Below are 23560 nucleotides of genomic sequence, written 5' to 3' on the forward strand. Positions count from 1 at the left end.
CATGGGGTTGTGATACAATTCCCGCTCCATTGGATTCGTAAGGGATAACAGTGAAAGGCGCACATAAAAATCTTTCCTTTAATGGAAAAAGCTACTGTATGAAGCACCTCGCGCCTTTGACGTTTATGGCAGAAATCGCCAATATCCCTGACCCCGTACAGATAACAATCAACTACAGCAATCATGTCTTTTCTGACCAGAAAGGAAACGGACCGGAAATTCCACCGGATCGATTTTTCTGTGCTGACAGATATGCTGCCAGTCTTAACCTGCCGCAGATGCTTTCAACAAATCTTCTGACCTCCTACGTTGTTCCCCATATCAATAAGGGAAACAATGAGATGTATCATTATATGGAGGTAAATGACTATGCGATCTTCTTTGACTTGCGTAAGGACAACGGTCACCCGAACGGCTTAAAGCTTTATGTTGTATCAGCTTATGAAGTCAATCAGTGGGGACGACACTCCATACCAAAGAGTAGGCCCATGAAATTTGCATATGTCGCACATCTGCGACTGAATGGACAGACGGTTTACACGTCCAGAAAAGCAAAAAGGCGCTGATATCAGCGCCTTTTCACCAGAGTAGATCATCGATGTTATCCACTCTTGTTGGGTTCCGGTCTGTGTCTTTGGATATCCCGCTCTTAGGCTGGGGGAGATTACTCTCCGACATCAATACCCCATCAACATACCAGTGTTGAGTGGTTCCGGTCAGTATCGATGCCTGAATAGTAATAAACCTGACGTTTACCTGCAAGGTCACTGCTATTCATAGCTATTCATTACTTTTCAGCGTTACGGGAATACGCGTTAATAGCCCACTATTCGCAACCAAAAGCCTCAGAAACAGTTTTTACTGTTGAAACACAATTGGCCTTATGCATAACGAAGAATCGCTCTCCGGGCTTCCTGTTGCGAATTAGAGGCATGTTTTCCTGCAAAAAAGATTTGTAAATTTTTTACGAGAAGCACTTTTTGCTCATTTTGAATGCTGTTCATTTCAGCCTGGCCGTGTCCGGAACATCAGAAACGCCCCGCAACAACAGGGCTGGTATCAATACTGCTGAGGGCCGTCCGGCCGCGTAACACCCTTGTTAACATCAGACCGCCTAGGTGAAATCAGGATAACGTGGCTAAAGCCGCAGCGGGTAGGTCTTCAGGCGGTATTCAACCGGGCTGAGGCCGTTAAATTTAAGACTGATTCGCCGCGTGTTGTAGTAACGAATGTAATCCTCAAGAACAACCTTCAGCTCATCAACATCGTTGAATTTACGGGTGTAGAAGCATTCTGATTTTAACGTCCCGAAAAAGCACTCAGCGCAGGCATTGTCCAGACAGTTTCCTTTGCGGGACATGCTTTGCAGAACCCCAAACTCCCGCAACTGATACTGATACCACCGATGCCGGTACTGCCAACCCTGATCTGAATGAAGTACTGGTCTGCTGTTGGCGTCCATTCTGGCAAATGCCTTAATCAACATGTCGTCAATCATCGGCATTGTGGGGCGTTCTGAGATACTGTAGGAAATGACTTCGTTATTAAAGAGATCGATGATCGGAGAAAGATAGAGTTTGCGGCCGTTGACGGCGAACTCGGTGACATCTGTGACCCATTTTTCGTTGGGCCGGCTGGCTTTGAAGTTACGTTGCAGGAGGTTGTCAGCAGCACACCCACGTTCGCCACGCCAGGAGGTATAGCGCTTTACTTTGATAGCGGCTTTAAGATCAAGAGCATTCATCAGGCGTTGAACCACTTTGTGGTTGATCAGTCCCCCTTCTCTTCTGAGCGCCAGCGTTACCCGTCGATAGCCATAGCGGCCCTGATTTTCATCATATATCTCGCTGATTCGACGATTTATTTCATCATATTTTCCCGGAGAGCGTAGTGCTTTAAGATGATAGTAAAACGTGCTCCTGGGTATACGGGCGGTACTCAGCAACTGATCAAGTGGGTAATGCTGCCTTAGTTCGTCAACAACACGAACCTTATCTCTTACCGAACTAAGGCTTTCAGCTTTTGAAGATAAAGTATCCGTAATTCAAGACGTTTGACCTTCCTTTCCAGTTCAAGAATTCGTTGCTCTTTTGATCGTTCCTCTGCGGCTTCAATAAGTTCAGGGTGTTCAGCCATGTAAGATACCCTTTTTGTGCCTACCTTGAGTGAGCGAAGCCCTTCTTCACCCTGCTCTTTGTACACTTTTAGCCATTTGGCGACAGATGACGCACCTGCAACATTGAATTTAGTCGCGGCCTGTGTCTGAGATATCTGACCGGATAGCACCGCTTTCACAGCTTCAATTCTGATTTCGGGATCGATTGATACGCCCTTATCTCTGGGCTTCAGACCTTCTTCTCCATAAACATCATAGGCTGCAACCCATATTCTTACCTGGGTTCTGGGAACGTTAAAGCGAGCTGATGTTAAGCGATAGCCTTCATCAGTAGCTAAATAGTGCATAACCACTTCGAGGCGCTGTTCAAAGGTGTACTTACGTCTTGACATGGGACTCTCCAATTTGAGAGTCCAACTAAATGGGCGCCGTGCATGGGTTAATGAAAATTAACTACGGGGCTTTCTGCTTTCTGCCACACAACACGGTAACAAACCACCTTCACGTCATGAGGCAAAAAGCCTCAAGCGCCATCGCCATTATATCCCGTCGTCGATCATCTGCCCAGGAATAACAGTCTGAAAACTGTATAAATCCTCATCGTTTTTCCGCGTCATTCAGTTCCTGAAATCCCCAGAGCCTCACGAATTTCAGCGGCTCGCTGTTTGCTTCCGGCGGCCACGCCGGCGTTATAGACAAGGCTGATTATCGCCTGCACTATCTCCCAGTCATCCCGCTCCAGCCGGGCATCGAGACGATACATGATCTTCCCGCTTTCAGCATGGCGGAACACGGTTCCGGGTTCTTTTTTGTCGAACCTGCGACTGATGATGTTCAATATCCCTCCCGGTTATCCGTACCTTCTGACCATTCACGGATCTGGTCTTCGAGCGCCTCAAGGTGCCTGTCTATACTCTCAGCCAGCTGCTCGCTTTCGGTTTCCAGCCAGCCACTCAGTCCGTCCCACTCGCAACACATTTCTTTCAGCTTTGCGGACATGGTACGGAGCTTATTTCGCTGGCTGCGGGCGACCTTCAGCTCCGTTTTACGGGGGTTATTTCTCATTCTGCCCCCTGCTGATAACGCAGCTTGTTCGGTATCTGCCAGCGTTCAGCGACCCGGATGTGCTCAGGTGTTTCCCGGACAATAAACGGGATTTGGTACATGACTGAATACAGCGGGTCGCCGCTCATGCGAAGCCAGTCAAGTTCCTTCAGCGACGCGAACCGCGTCTGCCAGTTCCAGAACGGTGTGGCCAGCTCTGCCGCGTCAAACTCGTCGCTCCACCGGGTATACCAGGTGCAGACGGTTTCCGGTGACTGAAAATTCAGATCGACTTTTGCCTGTTCCAGCAGGTTCTGGCGCAGTTTCCAGCGCTGTTCGTACTCACGGGACTGGCGGCGAAGCTGACGCGTGGTCTTATTGCCGGATCTGTGCAGCCGTCGACCCGTGCGGGTGTGCATGACTTCAGGGAATAGCTCGGCCTGAACGTCAATCGTGAGCGGCAGCGGGCAGGCTTCCCCTCCGGTGGCGATCATGGTGTTGAGTGCCTCCTCGACCTGTTTCAGGTTCGAATGGCGGTTGTTTGGTACCCAGTGCAGGCCAGGTATTTTATTGGCCACCGTGGCGTTGAGGCGACCGCTGCCCGTAAGAAGGCGCAGAAAGGTACGCACATACGGCATGGCGGGCAGTCGTGCGCCGCGTTCGCGGGCAGACTCAACATGGCTGATAGCCTGTATTGCTGCCTGACGGGCGGGCTTCAGGGAAACGAGCGCGTGTGAGGACGGGATCATGCTGTCACCTCCACATTCATCAGCTTCACCACGGTGCGGGCAGTGCAGTTAAAGCGGCGCATACCTGCCAGCTGCGCGATCAGCTGATTTATCCGGTCAGGCTGGAGCGTGTCGCTCTGGTAAAGGGTACGCACCACTTCACCGCCGGAGGAGAGCAGCACCAGAATCCAGTACGGCGAGACTTCGCCGGGGCTGCACACGCACAGATGCCAGTCATCACTGCCGTCCGCGCTGAAGCGGCACTGGACAGGGAAGAAGCCGCCGAACTCGCTGCGGAACTCGGCGCAGACGCACCATCCTTCAGGTGTGGACAGGAGGCCGGTCACGGCGTCGCTGAGTGCGCGGCGCGCGTCTTCGCCCTGCTGGCGGATAAACTCCAGGTCGGATGCGGTCAGGGTGTTAATTCGGTTCAGGTCATATTGCATGGTCATGTCTGTTCCCGCCGCCCGAAGGCGGCGGCCTCCGGTATTAAGCAGCGTGGTCAGTGGTGTCAGCGTCGGTTTCGGTGGCTTCTTCAGCCTCAGCGGCTGGCGCTGGGCGCACCATCCAGTCAGGCAGCCAGCCCTGAGCATTCAGATCCTGCTCGGCTGCCTTCGCCGCATCGCGGCGCTTGAGTTTCACAACTTCACCCGCACGGGCGCTGAGTCCGGCTTCTTCATAGGCTTTGCCAATCTGGGAAATCGTGAGCTTACCGAAGTAGCTCTCAGCATCCGGCTGCCACCATTTGCGCAGGTCAAAGTCCAGCGCCGCTTCCAGCCCGTCCAGTTCGCTTTTCTGCGTATGGTTATACATACGTTCCTGAATACCGTTGATACCGTGCGCTGCACAGAATCCCAGCAGGGTGTTCACCTGCTCTGCTGACCATGACAGCAGCCAGGTGAAATCGAGATGCCAGTTTTCGGGAAGCGTTGCCTGAAGCGCCTCTTTCTGTGCTTTGAGCGCCGTCAGCGCCTTCCCTTCCTCACCGGATGGAGCCAGTGATGCAAGGTGATACTGATTCGAGGACACGGAGGCTTTCAGCGGTTCATTGCGCTTGCCGTGGGTGCGGTCAAAGAGCGTAAGACATAGCGTCCACGTCAGGAGTGCCACCGATACATCAGGGCGACCCGCCAGTTCTGCCTGAACGGCGAGAGTGCGCTCCGCAGACATGGCCTTAACCAGCGTTGCCGGATAGGCGTCAGCGGGTATTTCAGGCGTGGTGTGTCTGATCACGTTGTTTTCACGTTCCTGACGCGCCTGTTCTTCTTCTGCCCGGTCTTCGTCGGTCAGCCTGCGGATACCAGGCTGAACCTGGAAATTGTCACCATCCCATGACACCCAGATACCGTGCGCGGCGCGAAATTCCGGCGTGGCTTCGCGATACTCCGCCTCGCAGTAAATGTCATCGATCTGCTGCTGAAGCTCGTATTCGTCATCGTAGTTTTCAGTAGCTTCCATTTGTTCTTCCAGCTCACTGACGCGCTTCTGTTCTTCTTCCGTCAGGACAGCTTTCGGCATGGCAAAACGGTACAGTTCACCGTCCTCACCGCTGGCGCGCAGTTCCGTCATGCGGAACTCAGCCCAGCCCCAGCCCTGCTCCTGCTTAACGCGAGCGGCGAGCACGGTAAGCTTGCCAGCCAGCAGGGATCTCACCAGCGCCGCATCGGCAAAGGTACTGTCCCTGTCGCTGAACAGATCGGCGGTCAGCGTACCGCCAGCGGCGGTATAGGCTTCCTCGCCCACATACTCAAACATCGGGTGGCTGATGGCCATCTTGTCGTCAGTCACCATTTTGCGAAGTGTATGGGGCATTGGCATACTGCCGTTCCACTGTGCCTTCGCTTCTTCCCAGACCTGTAGCTGCCGTTCATGAGTGTCGGCAAGGGTCATCACTTCACAATGCTCAAGGGTGATTTCATCCCGCGCCAGCGCATCCAGCAGGGAGGGGGCAAGATTAGCCAGCTTCAGGCAGCGCTGAACGTGGCGCGGGTGATAACCCATCAGTGCGCCGATCTGAGAAGCCGTTTTACCTTCCTGCTGAAGGGTACGAAAACCGATAATCTGCTCGGCGGGATGCATGTTTTTACGTCGACCGTTCTCGATCATCGAGGCCGCCACAGCCATCTCCACGGGCAGGACTTTCACCGGAACAAACGGCGTGTCTGCATCGAGAACACCGCGCATCACCAGAATGCCTGTGCCTCTGCGGCGACCTTCCCCGCCGACAATGCCGATCGTACCGTCCGGCAGTTCTGCACCGATCAGGTTTTGCAGGATGCCCATTGCCTGAATGCTGTCTGCCATCTCTTCCACTTCCCGATCGGTATGCGGAATGATGCGCGTGTTTAAGCCCGTGTGTGACAGGCGGGAGTACGGGAAGATTTGCACGGGCGTATCAGCGAGCAGCTGGACGAGCTTCTGTTCGGTAGACTGCGCGATTTTTTCCGCAGATTTTGTCTGACGGGTGGTCTTAGCTGGTTTTTTTGCCGTAGTATTGGTGGCGACCATGATTTTTACCTCTCAGTGATAGTTGTGGTTAGCCGTGGCCGGAGTGCGATCCGGTCACGGCACTCGGTTAACCGGTAATGCGTTTCGGGTGTGCTGCCAGTGCTCCAAAGGACGGATAGCCATCAAGAAGCTGCATCATGACTTTTGCCCCTTCCAGCATCGCTTTATCCGTTACGCTGCCGCTGTTTTCACAAACGTTGATCGTTGCCATGATCCCCGATTTCACATCTGAAAAACGCTCATACATGCGGTTGCTGAACAGGACTCGTTTGCCTCCTGCCATCACCTGCCAGTTGTTGCAGTCATTAAATCGGGTGTCCACGTTGTCAAACTCGACCACGTGGGTGTCGCTGGCCTGAATGCGCAGCAGCTTCACGATTTCGGTGCTCTGCCCGACCTTACGGGTCGCCGGACGGGTGTTAAGGTTCTGCATGTTTCCTCCTTCTCTGGGTTAGAGCCGGACATCCGGCCTCCGGTTAAAGCTGCACGTATTGCAGATTGCGTTTCAGTTCAAAAAGAAAATCCGGTTCAAACGACCAGGCGCGCCAGTTAAGCGTTCCGTTGGTGCGGATCTCCACCTGCACGTCGCCGTATCGGGACACATCGGACAGGGTGACGGTGACCCCCGCCTTCAGCGAAGTGGCCTGAGCCACCCACTCCCGTGCGACAGAAACAGGGTTTTGTTCTTCCCCCATCTTCCTGGAAGATTCTTGAGCGGCGGTTTTGACGTTGACGTTTCGTGTGTGCATCCTGGTTCTCTCCTGTGGTGATGGTTGTCCATCTCCCTGGTGAGTTCTCTCGCGGCAAAGGGCAAAAGGAGCAACGGCGAAGGGAGGAAGGAAAGGGGCGGAGACGAAAGTTTTTGCGCCCCGCAAAAAGTTTTGGCGGAGTGCATTTCACCCCTTGGATGACGACCCGACGGTGCTACAAGCAGCCCTCCGCGTGAGGACGCACGGGGGATGGCTTCACCGGGGGAACAGGATGCACACACCCGACACGTCGGAACGGCGTGGCGCCATTAAAGCGACGGCATCAGCCGGCGCGGTGAAGGCGTTCCGGACGGCACGGCCGGAGAAGCCGCAGCCCTTGACCTTCGCCATCAGACCCTAGCGTCAGCCCGAAACCCGGAGGGGTTCGGCGGAGCCCGGCGGGTGCGCAGCGGCCGCCCTGGCGGAGTGGGGCTCGACGACCGGACAGCAGCGCTGGCCGGGAGCCGAAGGGGGCCAGAAGTGGGATTCAGGTGTTTTCAGAGAATTTGCTGATCGGGTTTCAGAGCCGCCACGCCACGCCACGCCACGCCACGCCACGCCACGCCACGCCACGCCACGCCACGCCACGCCACGCCACGCCACGCCACGCCACGCCACGCAGGACCGTATCCGTGACAATTTGCCCCCACAATGCCATTCCTCTGCATTTCTCCTGACTTAAACCAGGGGCGGGAGGGGGCAGCGCCGCAGGCGCTGGCCTTGCCGCCCCGTCAGCCCGAAGGGATGACTGGGTTTTCGCGCGCGAACAGGCGGCGCCTATGCCCCGCCCGGATTATTTACTTTCCATCCCCCTGACCGCCCTGGAGAATGAAGTGGCCGCAAAGATAGACGGCGCACTGGCGGGTAGCGGATTCGCAGATCTCATCCAGCACTTTCGCTGTGGTTACGGGGCTGAGTCATGATTCACGACGTCGCTCGTTGATGAGCGTTTTATACTGGCGCAGGATGCTGCGGGTTTCCGGTGACAGTTGCATGGTGTTCTCCTTTTTTCAGTTTCCGGAGGCAATGCCTCCGGTTTCTCAGTCAGGCATTGAGTGCAGCGCGCAGGCGCAACATGACTTCATTTTCTTCTTTCAGGGTTTCTGCCGCTGATCCGCCTCCATCCTCCGCGCATATAGCGATACGCTCCATTTCCTTCCCTGCAAGCTGCATCACCACCGCAAGCGCCGCAGCCGGAATGGTGACATTACGGTGTTTCCGTTTTTCTTCCACCATCATCTCAACAATGTTGTAGATGAGAGGGACACATCCGGAGGGATACAGCTCTGCCTCCAGTCTTTCCATCACCACGTCGATCTCTTCATCACTGAGATCCCAGTCAATGCAGAGACCGCGAATATCGTTCCGGCTCCAGCTGGCGAATACAAATTTCTCGCCGTCATTATCGTCATCACGCAGCATTTCGATAGCGATCTCTTTTGCTGTACCAATCATGTTTTCTCCTTTAGTCGGGCGGCATCGCCGCCCGTGGTCAGTCAGTCAAGGGCACGCCAGATCGTGGCGCTTTCAGGATGGGTATCAGCAAATGCCATAAGCTGCTCATAGCGACGGCAGAAGCGGCGGCACAGCTCTTCATGGTCATGGTTGCTGTGGTGCCAGCTCCGGTGATTCAGTACCAGCGCCGTGAGAATGATCCCCGCCACTTCCCCGCTGACAGTCTGCTCAAACCAGTTGTCCGGATTGCACAGGGTCAGGCTCTCCACGTCAGGCGCCATATATCCGCCACCTTCCGGCAGCCGGTAAAACTGCCAGAATCCCCCCTGATACTCAGGGCAGTAACGCTGGGCATAGGCGTACACGGATGCCTCGGACGTCATAAAATCGCCGCCAAACAAATCAGGCAGGAAAGTCAGGCGCTGCGCACCCTCAAGACGAACAGCATCACAGGTCACGGTCTGGTTCATAGATCCTCCACGGTTAACATATTCTCGGTTCCGGCATCGCCGTGACGACACGACAGACCGGCGAAAAGCGGAGGACACAGGGGCGACGCCGCAAGCCGCAGCGCAAAGCCTTCACGGGCTGAATGCACCGTGAAGGGTGCGAACGGGTGAGGACGGAGGCGTCAGCGAACCCTTGTGGCCGATGCGGCCGGGCTACAGTGAAGTCACGGCGCATGCCGTCACCGCACGGAGCTTCAGGGGAGTTTCATTGTCCCGACGTGGCCCGGAGGGCAGCGGCGGATAGAAGCGGAAGGCACTGACATCCTTTTCGCTGTGGATGTCCACCGGTTGCCGGGGCGTTACCCCGGCTCTTTCCCTTACGCGGCCAGCGTCTCCTGTAAGGCGTGAACGTCCTTCAGCTCATTCCTGACGGATTCAGGCTCCTGCCGCCCGGCTTCCCAGGCCATACCGATCCGGTTTTCCAGCTCACATTCATAGTTACGCAGGACGCGGGGCAGGAGTACCGCCGGAACACTCACCTGACGGTTTGCCGCTTCCCGCTGACGGGCCAGGAGATCGCTGACAGTCAGATTATTTACCCCCTCCTGGCGGTATTGCGTCATTTTCATTTCGCCGATCGCCTTCATCAGATTCCGGATTTCAGCCCCGTCCGGTTCTGGCTGGGCTTCACGGCAGGCCACGCTAATCCCCTCTTCCGTCCAGACCAGCAGGACCAGGGGTTCGTCAAACGTGAACATGTTTTCAAGCTGTACACAAAGTTCTTCGCGGGTTCCGTACATCGTTTGTTCTCTCTTGTAAGGGGTTACAGACCGGGCATCAGCCCGGCAGGGTCAGTCAGTCCTGAAAGGTTTCGTCCAGCACCAGGGCTTCGCGGTAGGCTTCAAGAAGCAGGGTGTTGATCCGGCGCAGAGTCTGCGCAGCCATACGTTCGGTAAGCGTTGCCGCGTCGTGCCGGTGCTGCGATTCGAGGCGGTTCAGCAGCATCCGCACGTCACACATGGCATTGCTGAGCGCGGCCACGTCCGCGCGCAGGTTTTCAAGGCCCGGGTAGTTCATGCCGCCTCCGGATAGTCGGGGTAAAACGCGCCGTCATTGGCCGCCGGCATCCTTCTTGCCCGTTCAACCTGTGCCAGACGTCGAACGCCGGCGGCGTGGTACTGCTCAAGCATCTCGATCCCGATATAGCGGCGGCTGGCTTCGGCGGCGGCCACGCAGGTGGAGCCGCTGCCGGCGAACGGGTCAAGGACAATAGCCCCCGGACGCGTGAGCGATTCAATCAGCGGCCGCAGGCTCTGCACCGGCTTCTCCGTCGGGTGATGTCGGTTGCCCGTGTATTTCCAGGGGATCACGTCCGGGATGGGACGGTCCGGGGTTTGCGGCCTTCCCTTTGCCAGCAGGTAGGCACTCTCATGGGTGTAACCCACGAACGTCGATTTTGAGGCGTAGCTCTTGGCAAAGACGATATGGCCAACCACCCTGAAACCGGCCGTTTTCCACGCATTCAGAAACAGATCCGCGCGGTTCCAGGCATAGAAACTCACCATGAGGCTGTCATTTTTCAGCACGCGGTACATTTCATGACAGGCGGGCTGGAGCCATTCGGAAGAGTTGTCCCCGGCCAGGGTGCGGCCGGTACGGTCCTTATAGCCAACCAGGTACGGTGGGTCGGTAAGAATAAAATCGACGGCACGCGCCGGAAAACGGGACATCACCTGCACGCAGTCACCCAGAATAAAACGGGACATAGACACACTCCTCTCTGATATGCGGCACCCTCTTGCGCCGTGCCGCCACAAAAACCCGGCGAAAAGCGGAGGGCGCAGGGGCGACGCCGCAAGCCGCAGCGCAAGCCTTTCACGGGCTGAATGCACCGTGAAAGGTGCGAACGGGTGAGGACGGAGACAACGTGAACCCTTGCGACCGCAGCGGCCGGGTTAGCGTGAAGGCACGGCGTTGAACACGCCGCCGGCTGGCGGCAATAAGGCGGAGGGAACCGACATCCTTCGGTACCGGTTCTGGTAGCTGATGAGTCCGTGAGTGTATGGCAGAATGCACACTGATAATGGATTCGCGCCGTTATCTGACATGTGTGCCTTTGATTTCAGGACGTCCCCAACCGGAGACGTCTTTTTTTTGAGTCGGATATATGGCAGGTGAAAAAAGGCAGCGATTGTGCAATTATCTGTGCCGAAAACATCTGATGGGTTTTCACTTACAACGAATATGACACATTTCAGGACACCCCTCCCCGGAAGGTGTCCTTTTTTTTTAGCGCCCCTTCACGTGGTCGATAGCGAACTGCAGCGTGTCCCAGTTAAAACCGATGCCTGCATCGTGGCTGTGGTCGCAGATACGCATGGCTTCTGCAATTTCCTCCTCCGACAGACTGCCATCGAGGGACAGAAAATCATCTTCCAGCCAGAACGTCCCCATACACAGTGCATCCGGTGGGTACTGCTTCAGCCTGGCGATGAGCCCTGCCACCGTCACATCATCACGACATGCAGGACGCGACGGCAGGACGCGATCAGCGATGTCGTTCCAGCACCAGTCATCGCACTCCGGTACGGGTTCCAGCAGGGTCTGTAATTCCACGCCCGGCAGCAGGGAGAGCTGCTCCAGAACCTCCCCCAGAGAAAGTCGCTCTCCGCTGGCATCTTCACTCCCCAGGTAATGGTGATTGATATAGACGGCAAACTCGCCGTTATCGAGTTCAATACAGGTCAGTCTGAACATGGTTGTGTCCTCAGCATCCGGCACCCTCTTGCGCCGTGCCGCCACAAAAACACGGCGTAAAGCGGAGGACGCCAGGGCGACGCCGAAGCCGCAGCGCAAGCCCTTCACGGGCTGAATGCACCGTGCAGGGCGCGAACGGGTGAGGACGGAGACAACGTGAACCCTTGCGACCGCAGCGGCCGGGTTAGCGTGAAGGCACGGCGGGTAATTTTTTACGGGAGATGTAAAGCGGAGGAAAAATTTCACATTAAATTAAAATGTGATTTACATCACAAAACAATACATTATAATCGCCGAAAAATTAAGCGTTTAGTTTTGACGGCAGGGATGAGATGTCACCCTGCCGTTTTTTTCTGAAGTGTACGGGACCGGATTTAACGCGCAGGAGCTGCACCAATACGTCTCAGCGCATCCTCTACTTCACGCAGCCCAAAAATATCTTCCGGCGGCTGCTCTTTTCCGGACAGGCTACATACCGTAAAGACGGCATTTGATGCGGATAATCTCTCGCGGAACAACGCCTGCAGTGCCACAACGACCAGCGTACGTTCGTCTCCTGTCAGTTCTTCAAGCAGCATACTGTTTCCTTCAGGTTAATGTTCATATTCATCCCCGCCCCTCTGGTTTTTTCTTGTCAAACGCCAAGAGAACCCCGAGGCCGATCAGTGAGGCATAGCAGACCTGCATCGCGATTGTCACCGGCAGTGAGATGTTATCAACCAGAACGCCAGGAACCACGACGGCCACGCCTGCCAGTATCATTCCCCTGCCGGTCTTTTTGACCCGTTCCGGCCACTGAGATTCAGGCACGTTCCGGGCGCGCAGAAAGTTATGAATGCACTGCACTGCTTTTTGTTTAATCACTGACATGCTCTAGTCTCCGAATGCCCGGCGCATATTTTTCTTTATGCTGGTCGCTTCAGCGGATACCGGTGCGGCAGGCTCCGCTGGTTTCTCCGGCACTGCAGCCATACTCACGTCAGCCGTACCAGCCATCTGCTGAACCAGAACCTGCAGCTCGCTGACCGTGCCGGGCGGTACCGGCATACTGGCCAGCAGACGCGGCAGCTCCGGTGCGGTCGTATGCAGGGCCAGACCGGTGATAATCAGGTTTCTCAGCAGCTCTCCGCGCAGGCGGGATGACACGCCCGTCAGCACACGCTCAACCCGTTCACTGCTCCGGTCATCCTGAAGCGTCAGGGTGTAACGCCGGCGCTGGTATTCCGTCTCCGGTGACATGGCCAGAGCAGCCACGCCACCATCAGGCTCATCAGGAAGTCCTGAGAGTGAAGACCAGGTGCCGGATACCAGGGCCATCACGGCACAAAGCCGGATGGCACTCAGATGTCCGTCAAAGAACACCGGGATCAGCGCCGGTAAACGGGCATCCGTCTGGTACATCACCGCCCCGGCGGTGGCGGCGGTCCGGATGAAGTCACCGCGCAGGGGCTGTGAGATGGTGCTGATGGTCGCCATCGCCGTGATGTCGGTGCGATCGTCGCTGTGCAGATAGAAAGAATACTGGCCGTCCGGCACGTTTAGTCCTCTTTATTGTAAAGGGCAATCTCTCTGGCCAGCGCCAGCTGCGGATCGCCGATAACCTCGATACGGTCAGGAGCCAGAGGCCAGGCCTGACGGATAGCCTCTTCAATGAGGGATGCCCCTCCCCCGACCAGGAATACCCGGTTAACGCTCCTGAAGACCGTCAGCTCACTGGTGACACGCGCGCCCAGGGAAGTGATTGCCTCTGTAATTTTGTTCAGAACATCGTCAATTTTTCCGGCATCGTTGATCACTCGCTGCAGATACTGACGATCATTGCGGTTGCGGATGACCGTGTCAGCAATAAGCGCGCTGGTTTCGCTGTCTGCAGCCCGCAGCGCGCCTGCAGCTGCGCGGGTGACCTGTGACACGCCGACAGACGGATTGCCGTGTACCGCACTGATATCATCAAACTGTCCGACAATCACGCCGGCATCGAGCGTGGTTCCGCCGAGATCGATAATCAGGGTGGTCTCAGCGGGTCCGGGCTTCAGCTCCGCGAGACGGGAGAACGCCGCCGGCAGTGATTCAGGCATCACCTTCACGTCCGTTACGGTAAATGCCCTGCCCTTATTCAGAACCAGCTCACGCATCAGGTTTTCTCGTTTGCGTCGGATGTTCTCCTCGTTCCGCTGGCAGTCCCCGTCATAATACTCGCTCAGGGGCAGCGTCACGGTCAGGCTCACCGGCTGCGGCTCAAGTCCGCTGTTCAGCAGGGCATGATGCACGGCCAGCAGGTTGAGATCACCGTACTGGTATTCCACGTTTGTTGTCGGGATGGCATCCCGGCTGACGCTGTCCCAGGTGTATTTCAGCGTGCCCACCTGATAGTTGAACGTTGCGGCACTGAATTCCGCCACTTTCCAGCCATGCCGGAAGGAGTTAGCTGAAACCCGGGTCTGCAGCTCGTTTCCTTCAAACCATGCCAGCTTAACATTAGTTGAACCATCATCGCAGTAAATATTCATCATTATGCTCCGTCAATTAAACTCAATTTGATACATATTATAAGAGCAAAATGGCAAAATAAAAGCCATGCTTCTCATTATGAGTAATTTAAATGTCCCATAATGATATTAAATAGCATTTTGAGTAACTTAGGTTACTCACCCTGTTCATGAAGCAGGTGATCTGGATTATCCTCACGCTGTTAAATATACTGTATGCATATCCAGTATATTTAGACGTCAGGAGGAAAGATGAAACTGCAGCTTTTCAGCACCGGGAAAGCACTCCCGCCACAGGCCCATCCGTTGTTTGCAGACCTGGCCAGCTGCGGTTTTCCGAGCCCTGCCGCTGACTATGTCGAGTCCGACCTGGATCTCCATGATTACTGCATACGGCACCCGAGCGCGACTTACTATCTCCGTGCCAGCGGTGACAGTATGTCCGACGGCAGCCTTTACAATGGCGATCTGCTGGTTGTGGACAGTGCAGAGAAGCCCCGGCACGGCGATATTGTTGTGGCCAGTGTGCAGGGGGAGTTTACGGTTAAACGGCTTCTGCTGACGCCACGACTGACGCTGCAGCCAATGAACGCCGCCTGGCCGCCGATTTATCCCGACCCGGACGATCTGGATATCTTTGGCGTCGTCACGCACATCATCCACCGCCCGAGGGAGATGTACTGATGTTTGCCCTGGCCGATGTGAACAGCTTTTATGCCAGCTGCGAACGTGTTTTCCGCCCGGATTTGAAAGGAAAGCCGGTTGTGGTGCTCAGTAATAACGATGGCTGCGTTATCGCAAGAAGTGCCGAGGCAAAGCCCTGGATCAAAATGGGCACGCCGTGGTTTCAGATGAAAAACGAAACGTATCCGGAAAAAATATACGCGTTCTCAAGCAACTATGAACTTTATGCCTCGATGTCAGCGCGCGTGATGAGCTGCCTGGAGGAGCTGGCCCCAAGGGTGGAACAGTATTCGATTGACGAGATGTTCCTCGACCTGACCGGCGTTGAGCACTGCATGGACCTGGAGGACTTCGGCCGGCAGCTGCGCCAGCACGTGTATGACTGTACCCGTCTGACCATCGGCGTGGGTGCCGGGCCGACGAAAACCCTGGCAAAATCAGCCCAGTGGGCCTCAAAGGAGTGGAAACAGTTTCGTGGTGTGCTCGCCCTGACCAGGGGGAATCCTCAGCGAACGCGGAAACTGCTTTCACTGCAGCCGGTCGAAGAGATCTGGGGCGTGGGAAACCGTATTGCACGCAAACTTAATGTACTGGGTATCAGGACCGCGCTCGATCTGGCCCTGACGAACCCGGCCTTTATACGCAAAAATTTCTCCGTCGTTCTCGAGCGAACAGTACGCGAACTGAACGGGGAAAGCTGCATGTCGCTTGAGGAAGCACCACCGACGAAACAGCAGATCGTCTGCAGCCGCAGCTTTGGAGAGAAAATCACGGAGTACGATTCGCTCCGCCAGGCTGTCTGTCAGTACGCAGAGCGGGCCTCTGAAAAGCTGCGGAAAGAGCGCCAGTACTGCCGGCATATTTCCGTTTTCATCAAAACGTCTCCGTTCGCCGTTAAAGAGCCTTACTACGGCAACGTGGCCACGGAGAAACTGCTTACACCCACTCAGGACACCCGGGACATTATTGCGGCCGCCACAACGGCTCTGGAGCGTATCTGGAAGGATGGGCACCTGTATGCCAAAGCCGGTGTGATGCTGAATGACTTCACCGGCTCCGGCGTTTCGCAGCTGCAGCTGTTCGACGAACGTCCGCCACGTCCTCACAGCTCTGAGCTGATGAAGGTTCTCGATGGCATTAATCATTCCGGTCTGGGACAGATCTGGTTTGCCGGGCGAGGGATAGCGCCATCATGGCAAATGAAACGCGATATGCTCTCCCCTGCGTACACCACCCGCTGGAAAGATATTCCCGTTGCGAGGATCAGATAAATTCTGCTTTTCTGAGAGAGCCAGTAGTGCTCGCCGCAGCCGAACGACAGGGCGAAGCCCGCGAGTGAGCGAGGAAGCACCAGGGAACAAAACGAACATAATCTTCTTACGCACCTAATACAGGAATCACAGTAACAATCTCAAAATCTGTATTGTGATAGAAACAGCTGAATAGAGTGGGACCATGGTCCCAGTTAAATCCGGCGTGTGGAATCGATATTCCAGGCGGGGTTGAAGGATGAGTTCTGACACGCAAGTAGGAGGTGGGACCGTGGTCCCAGTTAAATCCGGCGTGTGGAATCGATATTCCAAGCGGGCTTGACGGGTGAGTTCTGACACGCAAGTAGGAAGTGGGACCGTGGTCCCAGTTAATCTGGTGTATGAAATCAGTATTCCGGGATGGGTTACCGTCTGAGTTCTGATATGCAGGTTGAGGGGTGAACTGCGGAACTAGTTAAGGAAAACTAGAAAAAACTGGATCTTTAGATTGTGGTAACAATCAGGTTGGGAGAAGTAAACAGATCTTTTTAACAACACTGGGCTATAGTGCAGAAAATAACTGCTTCGGATGTATATATTCCGAAGCAGCATGTAACGCATTAAGGATATTGGAAATTAATGAAGACTCTCGCGTGTATCATTAAACAGGCTAAACTTTTTGTAAGTCGCGCAGTATGCTTTCTATCTTCTCGATACACTCGGCAGGCAAACGAGATTTATCGAGATTAAAAATCACCTTATCGCCTTTGTATAGGGCTGTCGCACCAGGTACAAATTGATGACGGGTATTAAGGTTTACTTTTTTACCTGATGGCTCTTTCAGAACATCCGTCAGTAAACCAATAACTTCCTCGGATTCAAAGATAACTCCCGCTTTCTTTTGCTCATGAAGCTGTTGTGTCCGTTGCAACAATAAAGCTTCTTTTCCCGAAAATGCTTTGTACAGCGTCTCCCCAGAGCGGGCGGAAAGTTCACCAGGATGAGTAAACAGGGCAACCACTGATTTTGGCAAATGGGCCGTGTTGATGCAACGCGTGATGATTTTACGGGAAATATTCTCAGCTTCAGCCAGAGCAGAGATATTGCCGTTAAAATCATTTTCCAACCGCTGTGCATAACGGTTGCCCCGTTCATAAGCGCTGACAGGACGATAATCATTACCCAGCCGTGATAAAGCCATCATCTGTTCGTCATCGAGATCCCCGACGAGAACACGATAATCTGATGATGTCAGTATGGCGGCTTTACGACGGCGACTACCATCAGCAATTTCAATGACACCTTCTACCCTTCGTCCGAACGCAGGCGTCTGTTGACCACTCAGCATAAAAGATGGAATCAGATCATCAAGCGCGTCTTCGGTCAGTAGTTCCTGGTCACGTTCATTACCTGACCAGACTCTTGATGCCGTCTCAACACTCTCGCCCGGGATCGCTTCCAGAATAAATTTCACTTCCCGGCCACAAACCGGAAGCAGAATGGTATTCCCGCGGGCCATGGCTCCAACCCGTGCAATTAATGAATCAACCATCGGTGCAGCGGGTGCCGCTGAAGGTTCAGTTTCGGGGCGGATATCTTTTACGGTATGTTTTGGAATGACTGGTGCACGTTTCATTATCTGATCTCCCAGCGAGGTTTAATCAGGCGATCAAAAATTTCATTACAGACAGGCTCCCAGATAGACAGCGCATTTCGCCAGGCTCCTGTAGATGAGCGCTGATCGATAGCCTGCTCAAACACCGTTCTCATACGGATCTGACCTTTACCGACTTCGTCGGTCTCGCGAACAACGTTTTTCAGTACCATGCTTCCCCAGGCATCGCGGATCTGTTCTTCCATCCAGGGTGACTGTGAGCCATTGTTATTGCTGTACTTGGTCAGAAGAATTCTAACGTCAGGTTCAAAACCCTGCAGGTCCACGTTTTTTAACAGGTCGCGCAGCATGTCAAAAAACTGAAGGGCAGAGGTGTAATCAAATAACTCTGCTGGCGTTGGCACGATGAGTACATCTGCAGCACAGACGACATTGATGGTACCAATACCGAGGTTCGGTGCACTGTCGATAACAATGACATCATAATCATGGGCCACTGTTTCGATGGCCAGGCGAAGCATCATATGAGGTTCTGTCGGCAGTTTCCCGTTGTCAAACCTTCCCATTAGTTCTGTCTCAATGCGGTGCAGAGCCAGGCATGAAGGTATGATGTCGAGACCCGGCCAGCAGGTGGCTTTGACGGCATAGGCTGCATCATCGCGCTCACCAAGATAAAAAGGCAGCAGTGTGTCTTCGGCATGGATATGCAAATCAGGGACCCAGCCGTGGTACATGGAGGCTGTGCCTTGAGGATCGTTCCCTTCGACAAGCAGTACTCGCAGCCCTTTCAGCGCCAGGTCCTGTGCCAAATGTACAGATACAGATGTCTTATAGACACCCCCTTTATGTGCTGCCACCGCGATGACGGGCGGAACGCTGTCATCAGGACGGCGCAGACGGGTGCCAAATACATCCCGCATATGGTTGATTTGTTCAATGGTGTAGCCCACCCGCTGCTCTACACGTCCACGCATTTCCATATCAGGATGGGGAAGGCGTCCTGCTTTTTCTGCATCACGGATTGCCTGAGAAGAAACGCCAATCAGATCGGCGGCCTCACCCACACGCCAGCGACGGGTAATTTTCCTGGCTTCCGGGCTATCATCGTTAAACTGTGCAATCGCGATAGCTTTCGTCATTTCATGACCGGCCGTAATGCACTGGTCAAGCGTTTCCATCAGTCCCATTCTTTGTTCCTTATTATTATCTTTGCATTAATCTATTAAATCTTGGTAAAAGGCGCAAAGCAACATTAAAGTTGCAAACCGTCTTAAATATTGCAAAGCCGATCAAAATATAGTCTTGTTCAGTTCAGCATCCGCCTGAAAGGCTGCCGCATGCTTCAGTCAATATCATCCGCTCGCCGCAGAAAGTATGCGCGCGTAGGCGCATGCGTCGAGGAAGCGGAATTACTCCGTACTAACAAGGTGTGGCTGACGCTCTGAAGCTAACGAAGCTCCACTGGAAGGAACTGAATGGTAAGGAATTGACTATAGTATGCAGATTATTGACTGCGGTATGAAGCTGAATAGGAATAGGGAAGAGTAATGACATGCATTTTTCTGCATATCACAGTCAAGACTATTGCCTTTCCTGGTGTTGTATTACTGGGTTGTTGTACCAAGATTCACATTGTGTCATGTCAGTGGTCCATATGTATTGGATGCTGGCTGTTATTCCATATTTCGATCCAGTAATTGATCCTTAAGGAGATCATGTTGAGATCAAAAAGAGATCCCCGGATCGTTTAGCGCCCCGCTACGCCTGAGCCTGGAGACTATCTTCATTAACTGTGGTGTGTGGTATGTTGACTGTTGTGTGCGAGATCAACTATTGCGGTATGCAATTGTATTAACTGGGGTATGTATTTCCGTTGACTGTGATATGCGTATATACTTTCGTTTGTGGATAACCGCGGGTTAATAAAATGGCTATGGAAAATAATGAGTTACCCCTGAATCTTCAGGAGGTCAATAAGACAACGGGTGAAGTTGTTAAGCTGGATGTCAACAGCGCCAGTACTGTTCAGCCTGTTGCGCTCATGAGGCTTGGTCTGTTCGTTCCTACCCTCAAATCGACCTCTAGGAGTAAGACGAACCGCAAAAACGTCACGGATGCGACTGAGGAGCTCGTACAGCTGTCCATTGCCCGGAGTGAAGGGTATACCGATGTCAGGATCACCGGATCGCGCCTCGATATGGATACGGACTTCAAAGTCTGGCTTGGAATCATCCGTTCAATGTATGATTTTGGCGTTAAGGATGACACGCTCAAGCTGTCTTTTGTTGAGTTTGTTAAAATGTGTGGCTTTGACTCCCGGCGCTCTAACAAGAAAATGCGTGACAGGATAAGCAACTCCCTGTTCAAGCTGGCATCCGTAACCCTCAAGTTTCAGAGTGAAACGAAAGGGTGGACTACGCACCTGGTTCAGTCTGCCTATTACGACATCACTGCCGATGTCGTGGAGATCAGGGCAGAGCCCAAGCTCTTTGAGCTTTATCAGATGGACAGGCGGGTCCTGTTGCGTCTGAAAGCCATTGATGCCCTGCAGCGCAAGGAGTCCGCACAGGCACTCTATACCTACATTGAAAGTCTGCCACAGAATCCGGCCCCCATCTCCATGAAGCGTATGCGAGACAGACTCAACCTGACGTCTAACCTCTACACGCAGAACCACACGGTGCGCAAAGCCATGGCGCAGCTGAAGGATATCGGCTATCTGGATTACACCGAATTCAAACGCGGCCGGGCCACCTACTTCAGCGTGCATTACCGTAATCCGAAACTCATCAGTAGCAAGGTCGTTGTTCCCCGTGAGCCGGAAGAGGAAGTACCTGAGCAGAACTATGACGAAGTTATTAAAGCCCTGAAGGCTGCAGGTATTGATCCTCAGAAACTAGCAAAAGCGCTCGCCAGCGTGAAACCGGGAAATGACTGAGGAATGCCGTTTTAGAGTTTGTTGACTGTGGTATGCAGAGCGCATACCACAGTCAATTTATACTGATTCATCATTCCGTTTAGGTTTTGCTTGCCTTGACTGCGATATGCGGATAGGCCTACCGGAGTATTGATATTGACTGCGGTGTGTGGAAGAGCGGGCAGTCTGCTCAACATCTTCACTGCGATATGTTTACTTTCATCACTTAGTCAATATTGTTCGTCAGGGCGGATGCCCTTAGCCCAGTACTTTCACAAAGGGTCTTAACCCACCGAGATCAAAGGATTCCGGGGGCAGCGTCCGGGATTCACTGATCCGCACTCCCGTGTTCCAGAAAGTAGAGAACAGCATTTAATGGTGAAGATCCGGCATATAGAAGAGTAGGGCTCTCACTTCGGGGACGAGTAGGTACGCCAGGGTGGCGCCGGTTAAAGTGGCCATCCTTCTGAGTGCGGCCGCGGTCGCAAAGTCGACCCCATGGGCTTTCGGCAACAGTGAAATGCGTTATGAAGAAAAGGGGGCAATGCAGGGATGAACAGGATCGGAACGAAAAGGTAAGTAATGAAGAAGACGTAAAGTGCGTTACGTGAATTCCGGCCTGGTACAGCCTGGACCCCTGTCAGTTTTCACGTAACGCAAGATTAATTTATTATCGAATAAGTGGATGTCATTACAACTGTCTGTAAATTTTGACAAATTTAGTTATCTTTTTTTCAGCATGGCAACAGCATCAGCCTCTGCCATTGAAAATTGCACACGATGCCTTGCAGCAACATCGAGCGCAAATACCTTTGTATAGACTTCCGTCGAGCTGATCGACTTGTGCCCCATCAGGCTCTGCAGCACCTTCAGCGGAATTCCGGCATACAGCATGTGCATGGCGTAGGAGTGGCGGAACGTGTGTGGCGTCACCGGCACGGAGAACGTCACCCCGTCGGCGGCTGCCGCTTCAACAGCTTCGCCCAGCCAGGTGCGAACGGTACGGTCGGTGATCTCCCAGATGCGCACCTTTTCCGTTCTGCCGGTGCGCTTATTCCGGCGTTCCAGCGGTATTTTCAGGGTGGCCACCATCATTTCCAGCTGGCGGGCATACTGCGGATCGGAAAGCGGAACGTTACGATGAGGCTGGCTGCCGGCCGGAGCACGGCCGGCCGTTCGGGCCGCTTTCTCCACCCGCTGTTTGAGGGTTGCCAGTTGCACGAACGGGTAGGGCGGGGCCAGGGAAAAATCACTCCGGGTCAGGGCCAGTGCTTCGTTAATACGGGCGCCGGTGTTCCACAGGGTGGTCAGCAGCATCTTACGGTGAAGATCGGGCACGTAGTGGAGCAGGGCGCTCACTTCCGGCGCCAGCAGGTATTTCGGCAGTTCGTCCTGAACGAGCGCCATCTGGCGCAGTGCCAGCGCGGCCGGGTAATCGATGGCCACCGGCAGCTGAGCAGAGGAAAAAGCCCCGCTATGGCCTGGCAGTGCTGGCATCATGTTATGTCACCATTGTCATTAGAGTGTGCAGTGCATCACCGGTGCATCCGGGGATGCCGGACCCGGCAGGATCAGATACTCGGTAGCAGATTTGACACGGTAATTGGTGTAATCTTCAAACGAAACCGGGCTTGCTTTCATCCCCGCGAGAAAAGTTTCTTCAAGACCGCGGGCACGCGGAAGCGATAGTTCTATCGTCTCAGGATCGATGGCCATTTTCTGGCGGGTGGCTTCCAGCTCAGTGGTCAGCCGGTATTTTTCCGTACGAAAAGGAATACTCTCTTCAGCGTTTCGCTGTGTATAGGTCACGTCAAACATCATGCGATCACCGTCGTTCTGCAGTACCACGCCCCTGAGGAGACTTTCTATACGAACGGGGGATTCACCTTTCTGCGGAATCTCCGAGGTCCGGCTGCAGATAATCACCATCCCGGGTTTCTGACTGGCATTAACCATCCGCATTTCACTGAGCGTTGCCGCCCCTGCATCCCGTGCAGTCACACCCAGCAGGATCGTCAGCCCCATTATAAAACCGGTCAGTTTACACATCGTTCCTGTATCCTTTACGTTAATGTCTGGATCATCTTCAAGGAGAAATCCCGCCGGACTACACTATCGAGTGACATGTGGCCGCCAGAGGGTGTCCAGCCGACCACTCATTAAATGCTGCTGTCGGCTATCAGTAGCGACCAAGAGTCATTAACTGGAAGCATTTTTCCTCGGAGAGCTCTCCTTCTTTCTTTGGGAGAGGGCCAAGGAAAGGAGTTATCACATCGACTTCTGTGGACAGATACCATGTGTCATCAGCATCATCCCACCAGGCAACTGTGCGATCGTCCCAAGTGTGTATCTCACGGTAGCAGCCGTATCCGTATATGTGCTCAAACTCCGATTCTTCCATCCAGACTCTGTCATGCCCAAGGATTATGAGAGCCTCAAATAAAACACTCAGTGTAATTTTCATATTCATAATCAACTTCCTTATTATTTAATATCTATTAGTTCTATTTATTTATCATCGCCAGCAGAACATTCCGTTGCCCGCCCGCAGTGATTAGCAGAATAACAGTCACCGCCCGCAATTACCGGATCTCACTCTTTTAGACTTCCGAAAAATTCATAATAGCAAAGTTTTCGGAAGCGATGATGAACAGATTAACAGGATTTACTCGTCAGGTCGGTCTGATGCGGAGAGGGTGAAAGTTATCTAACTACTTAAAGTGTAGCACATTTTTAATTTTCGTTTCACAAATCAGCGCAGAAAATCGCCGTGATCCGGAACTTGCTTTTTTCGGATCT

28 protein-coding genes and 2 pseudogenes are annotated in these 23560 nt (G+C 53.8%); 4 read left to right on the forward strand and 26 right to left on the reverse strand.

The features are described from left to right. The first annotated feature begins 50 nt into the window (after positions 1-50). Entirely contained in the window at positions 51-566 is a 516-nt protein-coding gene (locus tag RHN82_RS23565; protein WP_032664851.1) for a hypothetical protein, read from the forward strand. 572 nt (positions 567-1138) lie between these two features. On the opposite strand, the gene RHN82_RS23570 is transcribed toward RHN82_RS23565, so the two are convergent. The 20 genes and pseudogenes from RHN82_RS23570 to parM all read right to left on the reverse strand — a co-directional run bounded on the left by RHN82_RS23570 (position 1139) and on the right by parM (position 14316). After that, a protein-coding gene (locus RHN82_RS23570) for an IS3 family transposase (RefSeq protein WP_100247355.1) occupies positions 1139-2508 on the reverse strand; the annotation gives its coding sequence in 2 pieces (ribosomal slippage) (positions 1139-2025 and positions 2025-2508; 1371 coding nt in all). Positions 2509-2729: 221 nt separating this feature from the next. Continuing rightward, the gene (locus RHN82_RS23575) at positions 2730-2954 is read right to left on the reverse strand and encodes a hypothetical protein (RefSeq protein WP_004146150.1); all 225 of its coding nucleotides are present in this window, start codon (positions 2952-2954) and stop codon (positions 2730-2732) included. Beyond that, on the reverse strand, positions 2951-3181 hold the full coding sequence (locus RHN82_RS23580; RefSeq protein ID WP_015572068.1) for a hypothetical protein: 231 nt from the start codon (positions 3179-3181) through the stop codon (positions 2951-2953). The genes RHN82_RS23575 and RHN82_RS23580 overlap by 4 nt, the downstream gene beginning before the upstream one ends. Next, on the reverse strand, positions 3178-3909 hold the full coding sequence (locus RHN82_RS23585; RefSeq protein ID WP_015572067.1) for a plasmid SOS inhibition protein A: 732 nt from the start codon (positions 3907-3909) through the stop codon (positions 3178-3180). The genes RHN82_RS23580 and RHN82_RS23585 overlap by 4 nt, the downstream gene beginning before the upstream one ends. Next, positions 3906-4340 (reverse strand): conjugation system SOS inhibitor PsiB, encoded by a 435-nt coding sequence (psiB, locus tag RHN82_RS23590; protein WP_015572066.1) that lies wholly within the window; start codon positions 4338-4340, stop codon positions 3906-3908. Before psiB ends, RHN82_RS23585 begins: the two co-directional genes overlap by 4 nt. Positions 4341-4377: 37 nt before the next feature. Further along, the gene (locus RHN82_RS23595; RefSeq protein ID WP_015572065.1) at positions 4378-6396 is read right to left on the reverse strand and encodes a ParB/RepB/Spo0J family partition protein; all 2019 of its coding nucleotides are present in this window, start codon (positions 6394-6396) and stop codon (positions 4378-4380) included. A gap of 67 nt (positions 6397-6463) precedes the next feature. Further along, entirely contained in the window at positions 6464-6829 is a 366-nt protein-coding gene (locus RHN82_RS23600) for a hypothetical protein (protein WP_045357975.1), read from the reverse strand. Positions 6830-6872: 43 nt separating this feature from the next. Further along, the gene (locus RHN82_RS23605; RefSeq protein WP_023337954.1) at positions 6873-7145 is read right to left on the reverse strand and encodes a hypothetical protein; all 273 of its coding nucleotides are present in this window, start codon (positions 7143-7145) and stop codon (positions 6873-6875) included. Positions 7146-7665: 520 nt separating this feature from the next. After that, positions 7666-7803, reverse strand: coding sequence for a hypothetical protein (locus tag RHN82_RS23610; protein ID WP_182382129.1), 138 nt, complete (start codon positions 7801-7803; stop codon positions 7666-7668). A 139-nt stretch (positions 7804-7942) separates the two neighbouring features. Then, positions 7943-8140 (reverse strand): annotated as a pseudogene (locus tag RHN82_RS23615) (hypothetical protein). 49 nt (positions 8141-8189) lie between these two features. Next, the gene (locus RHN82_RS23620; protein ID WP_015572061.1) at positions 8190-8600 is read right to left on the reverse strand and encodes a DUF1380 family protein; all 411 of its coding nucleotides are present in this window, start codon (positions 8598-8600) and stop codon (positions 8190-8192) included. Positions 8601-8641: 41 nt separating this feature from the next. Then, a complete protein-coding gene (locus RHN82_RS23625) occupies positions 8642-9070 on the reverse strand; it encodes an antirestriction protein (RefSeq protein WP_032664816.1) in 429 nt (142 codons plus the stop codon). Between the two features lie 356 nt (positions 9071-9426). Further along, positions 9427-9849: a DUF1380 family protein gene (locus tag RHN82_RS23630; protein ID WP_015572060.1), complete on the reverse strand. Its 423-nt coding sequence runs from the start codon at positions 9847-9849 to the stop codon at positions 9427-9429. 55 nt (positions 9850-9904) lie between these two features. Beyond that, the gene (locus RHN82_RS23635; protein WP_008502213.1) at positions 9905-10126 is read right to left on the reverse strand and encodes a hypothetical protein; all 222 of its coding nucleotides are present in this window, start codon (positions 10124-10126) and stop codon (positions 9905-9907) included. Then, positions 10123-10815, reverse strand: coding sequence for a DNA methylase (locus tag RHN82_RS23640; RefSeq protein ID WP_008502212.1), 693 nt, complete (start codon positions 10813-10815; stop codon positions 10123-10125). Before RHN82_RS23640 ends, RHN82_RS23635 begins: the two co-directional genes overlap by 4 nt. 523 nt (positions 10816-11338) lie before the next feature. Then, positions 11339-11806: a hypothetical protein gene (locus RHN82_RS23645; RefSeq protein ID WP_023327694.1), complete on the reverse strand. Its 468-nt coding sequence runs from the start codon at positions 11804-11806 to the stop codon at positions 11339-11341. A gap of 374 nt (positions 11807-12180) precedes the next feature. Further along, positions 12181-12384, reverse strand: a complete 204-nt coding sequence (locus RHN82_RS23650; protein WP_015572059.1) for a hypothetical protein — start codon at positions 12382-12384, stop codon at positions 12181-12183. A 28-nt stretch (positions 12385-12412) separates the two neighbouring features. Further along, positions 12413-12676 carry a hypothetical protein gene (locus tag RHN82_RS23655; protein WP_015572058.1) on the reverse strand — a complete coding sequence of 88 codons (264 nt, stop codon included), beginning with the start codon at positions 12674-12676 and terminating at the stop codon, positions 12413-12415. 3 nt (positions 12677-12679) lie between these two features. Further along, complete coding sequence (locus tag RHN82_RS23660) at positions 12680-13342, reverse strand: plasmid partitioning/stability family protein (protein WP_032664819.1); 663 nt, start codon at positions 13340-13342, stop codon at positions 12680-12682. A gap of 2 nt (positions 13343-13344) precedes the next feature. Continuing rightward, positions 13345-14316, reverse strand: a complete 972-nt coding sequence (gene parM, locus RHN82_RS23665) for a plasmid segregation protein ParM domain-containing protein (protein ID WP_023327692.1) — start codon at positions 14314-14316, stop codon at positions 13345-13347. A 231-nt stretch (positions 14317-14547) separates the two neighbouring features. Between parM and umuD the strand changes: the two genes are divergently transcribed. Together umuD and RHN82_RS23675 are read left to right on the forward strand one after the other, a co-directional pair. Further along, the gene (gene umuD, locus RHN82_RS23670) at positions 14548-14979 is read left to right on the forward strand and encodes a translesion error-prone DNA polymerase V autoproteolytic subunit (protein ID WP_013087136.1); all 432 of its coding nucleotides are present in this window, start codon (positions 14548-14550) and stop codon (positions 14977-14979) included. Continuing rightward, complete coding sequence (locus RHN82_RS23675) at positions 14979-16250, forward strand: Y-family DNA polymerase (protein WP_015572056.1); 1272 nt, start codon at positions 14979-14981, stop codon at positions 16248-16250. The genes umuD and RHN82_RS23675 overlap by 1 nt, the downstream gene beginning before the upstream one ends. 649 nt (positions 16251-16899) lie before the next feature. Here the strand turns inward: RHN82_RS23675 and RHN82_RS23680 are convergent. Continuing rightward, positions 16900-17865, reverse strand: a complete 966-nt coding sequence (locus RHN82_RS23680) for a ParB/RepB/Spo0J family plasmid partition protein (RefSeq protein ID WP_013087134.1) — start codon at positions 17863-17865, stop codon at positions 16900-16902. Then, complete coding sequence (sopA, locus tag RHN82_RS23685; protein ID WP_023327689.1) at positions 17865-19031, reverse strand: plasmid-partitioning protein SopA; 1167 nt, start codon at positions 19029-19031, stop codon at positions 17865-17867. The genes RHN82_RS23680 and sopA overlap by 1 nt, the downstream gene beginning before the upstream one ends. 740 nt (positions 19032-19771) lie before the next feature. On the opposite strand from sopA, the gene RHN82_RS23690 reads away from it, so the two are divergent. Next, a complete protein-coding gene (locus RHN82_RS23690; RefSeq protein WP_015572055.1) occupies positions 19772-20782 on the forward strand; it encodes a RepB family plasmid replication initiator protein in 1011 nt (336 codons plus the stop codon). Between the two features lie 243 nt (positions 20783-21025). Here RHN82_RS23690 and RHN82_RS23695 read toward each other — a convergent pair. The 4 genes and pseudogenes from RHN82_RS23695 to RHN82_RS23710 all read right to left on the reverse strand — a co-directional run. Further along, a pseudogene (locus RHN82_RS23695) lies at positions 21026-21283 on the reverse strand (site-specific integrase); the annotation flags it as partial. Positions 21284-21484: 201 nt separating this feature from the next. Further along, entirely contained in the window at positions 21485-22261 is a 777-nt protein-coding gene (locus RHN82_RS23700; protein WP_015572054.1) for a site-specific integrase, read from the reverse strand. 18 nt (positions 22262-22279) lie between these two features. Next, a complete protein-coding gene (locus RHN82_RS23705) occupies positions 22280-22810 on the reverse strand; it encodes a hypothetical protein (protein ID WP_013087127.1) in 531 nt (176 codons plus the stop codon). A 130-nt stretch (positions 22811-22940) separates the two neighbouring features. Further along, positions 22941-23231 carry a hypothetical protein gene (locus RHN82_RS23710; protein ID WP_013087126.1) on the reverse strand — a complete coding sequence of 97 codons (291 nt, stop codon included), beginning with the start codon at positions 23229-23231 and terminating at the stop codon, positions 22941-22943. Between the last annotated feature and the right edge of the window lie 329 nt (positions 23232-23560).

Origin of the sequence: Enterobacter cloacae complex sp. EB5, from assembly GCF_031432835.1 — a bacterium.
Taxonomy (GTDB): domain Bacteria; phylum Pseudomonadota; class Gammaproteobacteria; order Enterobacterales; family Enterobacteriaceae; genus Enterobacter; species Enterobacter hormaechei_C.

What these genes read in the sequence shown, in the direction of transcription:
- RHN82_RS23620 (WP_015572061.1), bottom strand. Translation starts at nt 8,600, where the DNA reads ATGATTGGTACAGCAAAAGAGATCGCTATCGAAATGCTGCGTGATGAC.
- RHN82_RS23645 (WP_023327694.1), bottom strand. Translation starts at nt 11,806, where the DNA reads ATGTTCAGACTGACCTGTATTGAACTCGATAACGGCGAGTTTGCCGTC.
- sopA (WP_023327689.1), bottom strand. Translation starts at nt 19,031, where the DNA reads ATGGGACTGATGGAAACGCTTGACCAGTGCATTACGGCCGGTCATGAA.
- RHN82_RS23650 (WP_015572059.1), bottom strand. Translation starts at nt 12,384, where the DNA reads ATGCTGCTTGAAGAACTGACAGGAGACGAACGTACGCTGGTCGTTGTG.
- RHN82_RS23640 (WP_008502212.1), bottom strand. Translation starts at nt 10,815, where the DNA reads ATGTCCCGTTTTATTCTGGGTGACTGCGTGCAGGTGATGTCCCGTTTT.
- RHN82_RS23705 (WP_013087127.1), bottom strand. Translation starts at nt 22,810, where the DNA reads ATGTGTAAACTGACCGGTTTTATAATGGGGCTGACGATCCTGCTGGGT.
- umuD (WP_013087136.1), top strand. Translation starts at nt 14,548, where the DNA reads ATGAAACTGCAGCTTTTCAGCACCGGGAAAGCACTCCCGCCACAGGCC.
- RHN82_RS23625 (WP_032664816.1), bottom strand. Translation starts at nt 9,070, where the DNA reads ATGAACCAGACCGTGACCTGTGATGCTGTTCGTCTTGAGGGTGCGCAG.
- RHN82_RS23600 (WP_045357975.1), bottom strand. Translation starts at nt 6,829, where the DNA reads ATGCAGAACCTTAACACCCGTCCGGCGACCCGTAAGGTCGGGCAGAGC.
- RHN82_RS23655 (WP_015572058.1), bottom strand. Translation starts at nt 12,676, where the DNA reads ATGTCAGTGATTAAACAAAAAGCAGTGCAGTGCATTCATAACTTTCTG.
- RHN82_RS23710 (WP_013087126.1), bottom strand. Translation starts at nt 23,231, where the DNA reads ATGAATATGAAAATTACACTGAGTGTTTTATTTGAGGCTCTCATAATC.
- RHN82_RS23580 (WP_015572068.1), bottom strand. Translation starts at nt 3,181, where the DNA reads ATGAGAAATAACCCCCGTAAAACGGAGCTGAAGGTCGCCCGCAGCCAG.
- psiB (WP_015572066.1), bottom strand. Translation starts at nt 4,340, where the DNA reads ATGACCATGCAATATGACCTGAACCGAATTAACACCCTGACCGCATCC.
- RHN82_RS23585 (WP_015572067.1), bottom strand. Translation starts at nt 3,909, where the DNA reads ATGATCCCGTCCTCACACGCGCTCGTTTCCCTGAAGCCCGCCCGTCAG.
- RHN82_RS23680 (WP_013087134.1), bottom strand. Translation starts at nt 17,865, where the DNA reads ATGAAACGTGCACCAGTCATTCCAAAACATACCGTAAAAGATATCCGC.
- RHN82_RS23690 (WP_015572055.1), top strand. Translation starts at nt 19,772, where the DNA reads ATGGCTATGGAAAATAATGAGTTACCCCTGAATCTTCAGGAGGTCAAT.
- RHN82_RS23595 (WP_015572065.1), bottom strand. Translation starts at nt 6,396, where the DNA reads ATGGTCGCCACCAATACTACGGCAAAAAAACCAGCTAAGACCACCCGT.
- RHN82_RS23700 (WP_015572054.1), bottom strand. Translation starts at nt 22,261, where the DNA reads ATGATGCCAGCACTGCCAGGCCATAGCGGGGCTTTTTCCTCTGCTCAG.
- RHN82_RS23630 (WP_015572060.1), bottom strand. Translation starts at nt 9,849, where the DNA reads ATGTACGGAACCCGCGAAGAACTTTGTGTACAGCTTGAAAACATGTTC.
- parM (WP_023327692.1), bottom strand. Translation starts at nt 14,316, where the DNA reads ATGAATATTTACTGCGATGATGGTTCAACTAATGTTAAGCTGGCATGG.
- RHN82_RS23605 (WP_023337954.1), bottom strand. Translation starts at nt 7,145, where the DNA reads ATGCACACACGAAACGTCAACGTCAAAACCGCCGCTCAAGAATCTTCC.
- RHN82_RS23675 (WP_015572056.1), top strand. Translation starts at nt 14,979, where the DNA reads ATGTTTGCCCTGGCCGATGTGAACAGCTTTTATGCCAGCTGCGAACGT.
- RHN82_RS23610 (WP_182382129.1), bottom strand. Translation starts at nt 7,803, where the DNA reads ATGGCATTGTGGGGGCAAATTGTCACGGATACGGTCCTGCGTGGCGTG.
- RHN82_RS23635 (WP_008502213.1), bottom strand. Translation starts at nt 10,126, where the DNA reads ATGAACTACCCGGGCCTTGAAAACCTGCGCGCGGACGTGGCCGCGCTC.